Origin of the sequence: uncultured Nostoc sp. (genome assembly GCF_964245445.1) — a bacterium.
Lineage (GTDB): Bacteria > Cyanobacteriota > Cyanobacteriia > Cyanobacteriales > Nostocaceae > Nostoc.
The window spans coordinates 22023-32501 of record NZ_CAXTNE010000056.1; the positions used below are offsets into that span (position 1 = coordinate 22023).

The window sequence follows — 10479 nt, forward strand, 5'->3', positions numbered from 1 at the left end:
TAATTTATGTATATAAAATTTAATACTTAACTGATAAATGCTATATATGTTACTTTGTCAAAATTTTAGGGAACTCTACTAATAGAACCTTAATAGGTTTAGCGCTCTGTTTAAATATCAATAAAAATCGATTCTTTAGGATATTTACTTCTGTGTAATGACCTATTGTATAAATCCCCATTGTCCAAAACCTGTTGACCCAGTGAATGCAAACAACCTTATTTGCCGTAACTGTGGGTCAGAAATGCTGTTGCAAGGTCGCTATCGGGTACTCAAACAACTAGGACAAGGTGGCTTTGGTAACACTTTTGAAGTTGACGAGTGTGGGAAAACTAAAGTTTTAAAGGTGCTGACTGAGAAGAACCCCAAAGCTATTGAACTGTTTCAGCAGGAAGCAAAGGTTTTGAGTCAGCTAAACAGTGCGGGTATTCCCAAGGTAGAACCAGATGGTTATTTTACTGTTTTACCTAAAAATAGCTTTGTACCATTGCACTGTTTAGCAATGGAGAAAATTGAAGGCGTAAATTTAGAGCAGTGGATGGAATTTCGTAATTATCAACGTCTTTCTGAAGCTCAAGCTCTCAATTGGCTCAAGCAACTTGTAGAAATTCTTGCTTTAGTACACGCTCATCAATATTTTCACCGTGATATTAAGCCTCAGAATATCATGTTGCGACCAAGCGGGCAACTTGTGTTAATTGATTTTGGCGCAGTGCGACAAATTACTACAACAATTTTGGCGGGAAATTCCCATACCAGGATTATTTCTCAAGGTTATTCACCACCAGAACAACAAAACGGTTATTCGGTACAACAGTCAGACTTTTTTGCGTTGGGACGGACATTTATTTTTTTGCTTACAGGTAAAGAACCCCAGGATAAAGCTATTTATGATCCTCTGACTAATGAGTTGCATTGGCGAAACTATGCAGTTAACATTTCTCCTTTTTTAGCAGACTTAATCGACCATTTGATGGCTTATACTGCAAATCAGCGTCCTGAAAATACCGGAGTTATTTTACAGAAATTAAAGGACATTGAACAAGGATTAAATCAAATTCATATTTTCAAAAACACTACAAAGAGTCAATCTAAGAATAGTGTTTCTGGGACTGTTGCAGTTAGTCCAGGTAAACCAGTCACAACAACGGCTAAACAAACTCAAAAAAGTTTTAACTGGTGGACATTAATGATTGGTTTCTTTTTAGCTCGTTCTATTATTTATGTATTAAATCAAAATAATAATCAAGATGTTTTTAAAAATGTAGACACAACACCTATTAGTCCTAGTATTTCTAATTCATCACCAGTTATTCCCATTTCTAAATCTACTCCAGCTAAACCACAAATTAAACCAAGTCCGGTAAATGTAGTTTCATCTGAAGACGTGGAAGCTGAAAAAGCGAGAAGGGAAGAAATAGAAAAACAAAAACGTCAAGCTGCTTTGAAAGCTGAACAGGAGAGACAATCAGCTATTAGAAAAGAAAGAGCAGCTAAAGAAGCAGAGAAAGAACGAGAAGCTGAGACAGAGAAAAGAGAACTTGAGGCTGCTATATTGGCACAACTGAAAGAACAAGCTGCACTGCGAGAGAAACAAAAAAGACAAGCAACCATACAAGCTGAAAATGCTAAACAAGCTTTGCGAAAAAAATCACAAACAACAATTGTGACAGTTCCAAAGAAACGACAATTATCTACTAAAGGAAAAGTTACAAGGAAGAAACCAAAAAATATACAACGTGCAAATAATAATGTAGTTAATGCTGCTAAACCTTGGGAAACTACATATACCATGCCTAAATCTTCCGATGAATTAGAACAAGTAATTAGAGAGGGAAATCAATGATAAAATTCACAGTCAAAGGTTTAATTGCTTTATTTGTGACTAGCTCGGCTTTGTTTTTAACGCCAATGAGAAGTGATGCACAGGTTAATATGAAGACACTAGCTGAGGTGGCTGAAAGTTGTCAGAAGGATGTGTCTTCTAAAAAATACTATCAACAAATGTTATTAAATGTCGCTCAGTGGTTTAATAGTGATTTAGAAGAATGTATCTACTCTCGATATCATTACTCCTTAATTTTGGATAAATTTACTGAACTCGCTTCAACAGGAGAAATACTGCCAGGTTATCCTGGTTCTGTAGCTGTTGGACAACTAGCAAGCACCTTTAGTCATTATGCTTACAAGAGGCAGTTGTTAGACTGTATTATTTCTAATAATCCCTCTAGTGACGTATGCAACATGAGCAGAATGATTTCTAACTACACAAATAGTAAATATAGGTCTGATTGGTATTCAAGATCACACTACTTACCATATGTTTGCCCTTCTTGTGTTGTAGCTCATGACGAAGTATCAGGTTCACAAGAGACAATTTTAAAAGCTTTTATCGAATGGTTTATTAAACTTGATAAACCACAAAGAAGAGAAGTGATTTCTCTTTTAGGGGATGACGATGAAGCAAGCCAATTGATACGGTCACTAAATAATGACTCTGAAAAAGCAGTAGAAGAATATCGGGAAGCACGTGCAAGGGTTCAGCAACAGGAACAGGAACGACGTAGACAAGAATTACTTGGTAATTAGGTTTTTGTAATTTAGTAGTAGGTTGGTTTGGTGCAAGAAAACCCAAGATTTTCAAGTTCCTGCTGGGTTTCTCTAGTAACCTACTTAAAGCACAACTCTTGATGATGATCAAAAAGGTTCATTGTCAGGACTATCATCAGGTTCGTCATCAGGTGCATCATCAGGATTATCATCAGGTTCGTCATCAGGATCGATATCATCATCATAGTCATTATCTTCATAGCTATCAAATGCAATATCAGGATCAATATTACGAAATATTACATTTCCCAACTCATCTATAACTGCTTCTGCTTCTCCATTTATAGTATCTGCAAGATAGCCGCTATCTTCATCCTGTTCTCCTTTAATTTCAAAGGTCAATCCTAAAGTACAGCTATCTTCTTCCAAGTTTGGCTCAGATATTTTGAAATCAACGACTTCCCAACTACTATAATCAACGCCTGGTAGTTCATTGCGTATAGAAATCACTATTTCGTCATCTAGAATTTGTTGTATTACGTCACCTATCTTATTGTTAACTTCTTGTTCACGCTCGAATGAAGACAGATTTTGGAGATATGTAATATAGTTTTCTTCAGGCATAGCTTTCAGTAATATTTGAACCTTCAAACAATATAATATAGTAAAACATTTGGGTTGACGCAAGGAAACCCAACCAAAGCATAATTAAAAATCCCTAATTTCTCTTCAAAAGCCATTCAATAAATTTGTGTCTACTCATTAAAAAGGATTATAGCAAATTATGTATGTAGTTAGATACATCATTTAGATACATCAGTTCTAGTCATCATTAGAATTGTGAGTAACCATAGTAATACTAAGTTGAACAACCTACATAAAAATATAGTAATCCTCTATATGAATAAATTGTAGGCTGGAGAACCCGGTAATAATTAAAAGGAAACCAAAGATAGTAGTAAATTTATTAAACATATTTTAGTAAGGTAATAGTGAGTAATAGTGAATAAGAGATAGTAAAGATATGTAGAGAATGAAGAAAAGTAAAGTAATCAAGTAAGTAGGTAGAAGTTAAACATCCTTAAGTTCAAAAAAAATAAATAGTTTCGATTGTAATCACTATGTATGACAACATTTGCAAATTCATTGCTGAAAACTTCAAAGATGACTTAGCAACATGGTTTCTAGGTTCACCAATTAAATTAACAGAACTAAGCCCCACAGAATTATCAAACGAACCGATTCGTGCTGACTCGCTAATACTATTACAATCAGATGACTTAGTTCTGCATACCGAATTTCAAACCGACCCTGATGAAGATATCCCCTTTCGGATGTTAGATTATCGAGTTAGGGTTTATCGCAGGGCTATTTCATTCTAAATGTAGACGCAATATGGTAAGATTCAACGCCAGTTCTACTTCAAGCATCTACTACCGTGTCTGAAATCGAAATTATCAAAGCTTTTGCAGGTCTAGAAGACCCCCGTCGCCGAGCAGGACAGCGACATACTCTACCATTATGTCTTGCGCTGTTCACATTGGCGTAGGCGCAGCCCGCCGTAGGCATCGCCGCAGGCAATAAAGGATTTCTAGCAATTGGAGATTGGATTTCAAGCTACCGTGAGGAGTTAATAGACAAGAGTGAAACCCACAAAGAATAGGCTTCCTTCTTACAGTCCAGTCCGTCGTAATTTATTACACATAAATTACGAGGAGTATTCCATATGCCTTGCGAATTTCTTTGACATCAAACCACTGCCTGGAGAAACTGTTGGTATGGATGGTAAAGTCCTCAAAGGCTCATATCAAGTAGAAAATGATAATCCACATTCTGATTCCCACCCAGCAATTATGTTGGTCAGTGCTTACCTTGTAGAGCGAGGATTGATTTTAGAACCGTTTGAAGTTGATGCCAAAACCAACGAAATAAAGGCACTACCTGAGTTGATTGAGAAACTGGCTCTCAGGGGAGTAGTTTTTGCCTTTGATGCTATTAATACACAAAAAAAACTTGTGAGTTGATCATCAACAGTGGCAATGATTATATTGCTGCTTTAAAAGGGAACCAACCTAGTTTATTCAAAGATGTCAAAACAAATTTTACACCGGAATTTTCTTTTGAGCAGATAAACAAAGGTCATGGTCGAATCGAAAAGCGCCATGTCAGTATTTGTCAAAATCTTGATGGTATTCGTCCTTGGCCTGGACTTACCACTTTGATTCAAGTCAAATCAGAACGTCAGGTTTTCACACACAATGTAATCGAAGTAACTACTGAGACTCGTTATTACATTTCATCTCTAAATGAAACGGCTCAACAAATAGCTGAACGAATCAGAGGATATTGGGGTGTTGAGAATAAAGTCCATTACGTTCGGGACGTTACCCAAGGTGAAGATGCATCCAGAATTCGCACTACACCCTTACCTCAGATTTTTGCGCTTACTCGCAATTTTTCACTCAATTTATACCGAAACAATATGTTTAAAAATATGGCACAAGCTCAACGTTTATGTTCTTTTGGACTATACACACTCAAGCAGCTTTTTAGAATGAAATAGCCCTGGGGTTTATCGTCGGTTTCCTCACAAAGAAATGCGTCAAATAGTAATCTATTTGAGAAAGACAAGTTCACAATTAGTCAGTGAAAACACTTTTAGATTAAACAACACTTACCATCAGTTTGAAGTAATACGCCTGTGGGAACAACCAACAGACAGGTTTATGAGTATTCCAGGTCTATTACCCTTTGCCGTGCTAAGTCAGACAAACGATCCTACAATGGTATTAACCCAAGTAGCCAAAGCAGTTGAAGCAATTAGCGATCGCCAGCTACAAAGAAATATAGCTGCTGCCAGTGGCATTTTAGCAGGTCTGGTGTTAAATAAAAATGTAATTAGCAAGATTTTAAGGAGTGAGATTATGCGCGAATCAGTCATTTATCAACAAATCCTAGAAGAAGGCGAAGCGAAAGGCGAAGCCAAAGGCGAAGCGAAAGGCGAAGCCAAAGGTAAAGCAGAAACAACAAGAAAGTTGGCTTTAAATTTGTTGCGAATTGGAATGAGTTTAGAGCAAATTGCTCAAGTTACTGAATTATCTATTGAGCAAGTTCAAGTTTTACAAGAGGAGATTCAAAATTCTTAATTCTATAGCAAGCGACTGGGGACTAGGGACTGAGGACTGGGTGAAAAGTCTTTTTGTGTCAAGTTTTTTCATCTGTTGATGTCCTAACCACCAAGGCTTTTGCTATAACTAATCGCTTTAGAAAATACACGGCTATACAAGCAAAACCCGCGAATGCGAGTTTTAAAGTTTTTATTAGTCCGCGCAGACGGATTGGTTTGTGTAGACACGATTTTTAATCGCCTGGTTTTAAAATTCTCTAACTAAAACTCAGCACTTTGTGGTGTACGCGGGAACGGAATCACATCACGAATATTTCCCATACCAGTTATAAATTGCACAAGTCGTTCAAAACCTAACCCAAAACCAGCGTGGGGGACAGTACCATAACGACGCAAATCAAGATACCACCACAAGTCTTCTGGGTTTAATCCTTGCGCTAACACCCGGCGTTCTAATACTTCTAGGCGTTCTTCGCGCTGTGAACCACCAACAATTTCGCCAATTTTCGGTGCGAGAATATCCATTGCGCGGACGGTTTTTTCATCGTCGTTTAAACGCATATAAAACGCTTTGATTTGCGCTGGATAATCTGTAATGATCGCAGGCTTTTTAAATAGTTGTTCAGCCAAGTAGCGTTCGTGTTCTGATTGTAAATCTAAACCCCAACTCACAGGATATTCAAATTTAACATCAGCTTTTTCTAAAAGTTTGATAGCTTCTGTGTAAGTTAAGCGTTCAAACTGATTATTAATAATATTTTCAGCTGTTGCCAACACAGATTTATCAATGCGTTCATTGAAAAATTCCATATCTTCTGGGCAAGTTTCCAACACATATTTAAAAATGTGTTTGAGAAACGCCTCAGCTAAATCCATATCGCCTTCTAAGTCACAAAAAGCCATTTCTGGCTCAACCATCCAAAATTCTGCTAGGTGGCGGGAAGTGTTGGAATTTTCTGCACGGAAGGTAGGGCCAAAGGTGTAAACATTGCTAAACGCCATCGCCATCACTTCCGCTTCTAACTGGCCGCTAACTGTTAAATATGTAGGTTTAGCAAAAAAGTCTTGGCTGTAATCTACTGCTTGGTTTTCTGTGCGGGGAATATTCTTTAAATCGAAACTGGTAACGCTAAACAGTTCACCCGCGCCTTCGCAATCGCTAGCAGTGATGATGGGTGTGTGTACCCACAAAAAGCCTCTTTCTTGGAAAAATTGGTGAATTGCTGTCGAACAAGCATTTCTGACGCGGAAAACTGCACCAAAGGAATTGGTACGCGATCGCAAATGTCCAATGGTTCGCAGAAACTCAAAGGAATGGCGTTTCTTTTGCAGGGGATATGTATCGGGATCAGCTTCACCGAAAACTTTCACGGACTCGGCTTTCAACTCAATCCGTTGTCCTTTACCAAGGGAAGCCACTAGTACCCCTGTCGTTTCGACAGCAGCACCTGTATTCAGTTTTTTCAAGATAGCTTCGTAATCTGGCAAATCCTGATTGATGACGACTTGCAAATTAGCTAGTGATGAGCCGTCATTTACTTCAATAAAAGCAAACCCTTTGGACTCGCGCTTCGTCCGCACCCAGCCTTGCACTTGGAGAGACTCATCAGGTTGACCACTTCGCAATATTTCTGCAATCCGTCGATTTGCCATATTTTACAACTTATATTTCGTCAACTTAGTAGGTAAAAATATTAAAGAATCTTAACTATTTAACCCAATCCAAAATTGGTATTACCCAGCATAAGACTTTAATATCCAGCCTATGATAACGCCCATTCCACCAAAGCGGACGACTTGCCAGAAAGGTTTTTTGAGGCTACGCCAAGAAAATAACTGGCTTTCTAAGTTTAGTTCTAGCCTTTCCAACTGCTGTTGAATGTGCCGTAACTCTGCTTTGATTTCTGGTGTCTGAGATTTATTGTGCTTTAGTTGATCCCGGCGCTGTTGCCATTGTGCCTGTTGTTGGCGATCGCGTTGCACTTGATCGTAACGTTCTTTTAAGGACAAGAGCGATCGCTCTACTTGCTCTAGTTCTTGTTCAAAATCTGGTTCGGGATTTTCTACTGATGGCTGTGATTGTTTTGGCGGCTTCATTTACAAGTAGTAAAGTAGAAGTAAATGCAAATGTGCCAATAGTTATGTCCCAATCTACCCAGCTGCCGAAAACCAGTCAACTGAATGAACTTAGTACTCTGGAACTAGCTCAAGCCCTCATGGAAAGACTAAGCATTTCCCCTAACGATTGGCATCGCCTCAAGTCTAACCGCAATTCCCGCGCTAATGAACAAGTGGCAGCAGCTATTGTGTATCTTTTAAAGAATCAGCCACAAGAAGCTCAAGCTAGATTAGAACAGGCAATTGGTTGGTTAGATCGCTCCATTTCTGCACCTCCCTGTCCAACTCACGGGAAGTAGGGAGTAGGGAGTATGGAATAAAAAAATCAAAGAAATAATAACTTTCCCCACTCCCCACTCACCATTTCCCACTCCCATCTTATCGCCGCAGAGATAAACGGGGCCGATTTTCCATTTGTTTACAAAGCCTCAATTCTGTGCCTTTGCGGTTCCACTCCACCTGATCAAAGATTTGATGCAGAAGACATAAACCACGGCCACTTTCTGACTCATCTGGTGGTAAATAGTCTGTTGGTTCTTCTTCGTTAGTAGATGAAGGAGTAAAGCCGCTACCCTGGTCTGATATTATCCACCAATATTGATTATCTATTAAGGAAAAACGGACTACAACTGTTTTACTTGGATCAAGATTATTGCCATGTTTAGCTGCGTTTACTAGGGCTTCTTGAAGTCCTAGCCGCAGTTCTGCTTGTAACTTTGATGGGATTTCTGCCAACAGTAAATCTAATATTGGACAAAGGTAGAGAGTTGAGGCAAAACTAATAGTGCCCCAATAACGTGCAACTGGACGGAGTGAAATTGTAATCACAAGAGAAACCCCATAGCTTTCAGTTAGCTAGACATCAGTTTGCTATTACAGGCACCCTGATAAAATTGAGGTGGTCATGCTGCCTTCAAACTTGCGTCTTTAAAACTAAATTTTGAAAATGCTAGGGAGCATTAGCTCTATAGTATGAGGTGGGATTGTTTAGATAGATAACGGCTGGAATAGTTTTGATAATGAATTCAGCAACTTAAAAAGATGCTACTAATTTGACGGAGTATTGGCATACTCTAGTTAATTGCCGATTCGTCATTTACACAATCCAATTCATATTTCTAAGAACCTATGCAACTTGAATTTATTTAAACAAAATGAATTTTTATTTTTGCCTTAATTCAATTTTAGCATCTTTAGTATGCAGCAGACTAAAAATTTCAAATTTCAGTTTTTGCAAAGGAATTACTATCCTTGTCCAAATGTGATAGCACAAGAAAGGCGGCAGCTTCAACATGAGCAGTTTGAGGAAAAAAATCAGCAGGTTGTACTCGTGTGATAGTATATCGCCCATCTTGACAAAGCAATTTCAGGTCGCGGGCGAGGGTGGCTACTTTACAACTGACGTAAACGATCCGAGATGGTTTCAATTGCCGTAAAGTATCGATGACTGCGCGATCGCACCCCTTACGTGGCGGATCGAGTATTACTACTTCTGGTATTGTGCCCATTTTGGGAAGCAATTTCTCTACTGCCCCGACTTGGAATGTCACATTATCAATTCCGTTGCGGTGGGCATTTAAAATAGCTTGTTCCACTGCTGCTGGTTGCACTTCTAATCCTGTAGCAATCCGTGCTTTTTTGGCGAGGGGTAAAGTTAAAGTTCCAATACCACAGTAGGCATCAACTAGCAACTCATGCCCTTGAAGATTGAGTTCTGATTGAATTACCTGCAATAGTGCCTCTGCTGTTTCTGTATACACTTGGAAAAATGTATCTGGGCGCACTTGAAATTCTAGTCCAGCAAAATTTTCACGCAGGTGTGGGACTCCAGCGATGCAACGGGTTTCTAATCCAAAAATAGCATTTGTGCGATCGCTATTGCGGTTAAGCGACACTCCTACTAACTGCGGATAACGCTTTAACCATTCCTGGGCTTGGGTTTCAATTCCTGATAAATTCCAGTCCTTCACCACCAAAGTCAGCAACATTTCTCCAGTGTGTCGGCCAATACGTAAACCAAGATGGCGAATTTGTCCAAGATGGCGCTGTTCGTCATAGATTCGCCAACCTTGTTGTTGAATATCCTGCTTAACTTCGGCAAGTAAGGGATTTAATCGCGCGTCTTGGACTGGACATTGATTTAAATTAATTAATTGGTGACTACCTTTTTGGTAGTAACCAGCTTGTACCTGTCCCGTTGCCGATATGCCCAGAGGATATGTAGATTTATTACGGTAGCCTAAAGCAGAAGCGGCGGCGAGTACCGGATCTACTGGTGGTTGGACAAAACCGCCAATGCGTTCCAAAGCTTGGATAACTTGATTTTGCTTGGCTACTAGCTGGTAATCATAATTAATATGCTGCCACTGGCAACCACCGCACTTATCCGCCACAATACAACTAGGTCGAATACGGTAGGGAGATGGTTCCAATAGCTCTTGGAGCTTCGCGTGGCCGTATTTTGGTTTGACATGAACCAAGCGGACAGTGGCGCGATCGCCTGGTACTGTATCAGGGACAAACACTACACGCTCATCAGCGCGTCCCACACCATCGCCTGTATCACTCAGGTTAGCGATCTTTACTTCAATTAATTCACCCTGTTGCCAAATTATTTTAGTCATTGGTCATTAGTCATTAGTCATTAGTCATTGGTTGTTAATTCTTCTTTCCCTGCTCCCCTT

Annotated in this window: 11 protein-coding genes and 1 pseudogene; 7 read left to right on the top strand and 5 right to left on the bottom strand. The window is 39.2% G+C overall.

Going from position 1 to position 10479, the window contains the following annotated elements; genetic code table 11:
* Positions 1-157: 157 nt before the first annotated feature.
* Both ACFE90_RS12510 and ACFE90_RS12515 read left to right on the top strand, forming a co-directional pair.
* Positions 158-1846, top strand: a complete 1689-nt coding sequence (locus ACFE90_RS12510; protein ID WP_375500902.1) for a protein kinase — start codon at positions 158-160, stop codon at positions 1844-1846.
* A complete protein-coding gene (locus ACFE90_RS12515; protein WP_375500904.1) occupies positions 1843-2589 on the top strand; it encodes a hypothetical protein in 747 nt (248 codons plus the stop codon). Before ACFE90_RS12510 ends, ACFE90_RS12515 begins: the two co-directional genes overlap by 4 nt.
* A gap of 108 nt (positions 2590-2697) precedes the next feature.
* Here the strand turns inward: ACFE90_RS12515 and ACFE90_RS12520 are convergent, their stop codons facing one another.
* A complete protein-coding gene (locus ACFE90_RS12520; protein ID WP_375500906.1) occupies positions 2698-3174 on the bottom strand; it encodes a hypothetical protein in 477 nt (158 codons plus the stop codon).
* Positions 3175-3671: 497 nt separating this feature from the next.
* On the opposite strand from ACFE90_RS12520, the pseudogene ACFE90_RS12525 reads away from it, so the two are divergent.
* The 4 genes and pseudogenes from ACFE90_RS12525 to ACFE90_RS12540 all read left to right on the top strand — a co-directional run.
* Positions 3672-3917, top strand: a pseudogene (locus ACFE90_RS12525) (flagellar assembly protein H); the annotation flags it as partial.
* A 276-nt stretch (positions 3918-4193) separates the two neighbouring features.
* On the top strand, positions 4194-4574 hold the full coding sequence (locus ACFE90_RS12530) for a hypothetical protein (RefSeq protein ID WP_375500908.1): 381 nt from the start codon (positions 4194-4196) through the stop codon (positions 4572-4574).
* Positions 4571-5113, top strand: a complete 543-nt coding sequence (locus ACFE90_RS12535; protein WP_375500910.1) for an ISAs1 family transposase — start codon at positions 4571-4573, stop codon at positions 5111-5113. The genes ACFE90_RS12530 and ACFE90_RS12535 overlap by 4 nt, the downstream gene beginning before the upstream one ends.
* A 163-nt stretch (positions 5114-5276) precedes the next feature.
* Complete coding sequence (locus ACFE90_RS12540; RefSeq protein WP_375500912.1) at positions 5277-5696, top strand: Rpn family recombination-promoting nuclease/putative transposase; 420 nt, start codon at positions 5277-5279, stop codon at positions 5694-5696.
* 242 nt (positions 5697-5938) lie between these two features.
* On the opposite strand, the gene asnS is transcribed toward ACFE90_RS12540, so the two are convergent.
* Positions 5939-7330, bottom strand: coding sequence for an asparagine--tRNA ligase (gene asnS, locus ACFE90_RS12545; RefSeq protein ID WP_375500914.1), 1392 nt, complete (start codon positions 7328-7330; stop codon positions 5939-5941).
* An 81-nt stretch (positions 7331-7411) separates the two neighbouring features.
* The gene (locus ACFE90_RS12550; protein ID WP_375500916.1) at positions 7412-7774 is read right to left on the bottom strand and encodes a hypothetical protein; all 363 of its coding nucleotides are present in this window, start codon (positions 7772-7774) and stop codon (positions 7412-7414) included.
* Positions 7775-7818: 44 nt separating this feature from the next.
* Here ACFE90_RS12550 and ACFE90_RS12555 point away from each other — a divergent pair, with 44 nt between their 5' ends.
* Complete coding sequence (locus ACFE90_RS12555; RefSeq protein WP_041565907.1) at positions 7819-8094, top strand: DUF6439 family protein; 276 nt, start codon at positions 7819-7821, stop codon at positions 8092-8094.
* Positions 8095-8173: 79 nt separating this feature from the next.
* Here the strand turns inward: ACFE90_RS12555 and ACFE90_RS12560 are convergent, their stop codons facing one another.
* On the bottom strand, positions 8174-8623 hold the full coding sequence (locus ACFE90_RS12560; protein ID WP_375500918.1) for an ATP-binding protein: 450 nt from the start codon (positions 8621-8623) through the stop codon (positions 8174-8176).
* Between the two features lie 389 nt (positions 8624-9012).
* On the bottom strand, positions 9013-10419 hold the full coding sequence (rlmD, locus tag ACFE90_RS12565) for a 23S rRNA (uracil(1939)-C(5))-methyltransferase RlmD (RefSeq protein WP_375500920.1): 1407 nt from the start codon (positions 10417-10419) through the stop codon (positions 9013-9015).
* Positions 10420-10479: the final 60 nt, after the last annotated feature.

What these genes read in the sequence shown, in the direction of transcription:
- ACFE90_RS12510 (WP_375500902.1), top strand. Translation starts at nt 158, where the DNA reads ATGACCTATTGTATAAATCCCCATTGTCCAAAACCTGTTGACCCAGTG.
- ACFE90_RS12515 (WP_375500904.1), top strand. Translation starts at nt 1,843, where the DNA reads ATGATAAAATTCACAGTCAAAGGTTTAATTGCTTTATTTGTGACTAGC.
- ACFE90_RS12520 (WP_375500906.1), bottom strand. Translation starts at nt 3,174, where the DNA reads ATGCCTGAAGAAAACTATATTACATATCTCCAAAATCTGTCTTCATTC.
- ACFE90_RS12540 (WP_375500912.1), top strand. Translation starts at nt 5,277, where the DNA reads ATGAGTATTCCAGGTCTATTACCCTTTGCCGTGCTAAGTCAGACAAAC.
- asnS (WP_375500914.1), bottom strand. Translation starts at nt 7,330, where the DNA reads ATGGCAAATCGACGGATTGCAGAAATATTGCGAAGTGGTCAACCTGAT.
- ACFE90_RS12550 (WP_375500916.1), bottom strand. Translation starts at nt 7,774, where the DNA reads ATGAAGCCGCCAAAACAATCACAGCCATCAGTAGAAAATCCCGAACCA.
- ACFE90_RS12555 (WP_041565907.1), top strand. Translation starts at nt 7,819, where the DNA reads ATGTCCCAATCTACCCAGCTGCCGAAAACCAGTCAACTGAATGAACTT.
- rlmD (WP_375500920.1), bottom strand. Translation starts at nt 10,419, where the DNA reads ATGACTAAAATAATTTGGCAACAGGGTGAATTAATTGAAGTAAAGATC.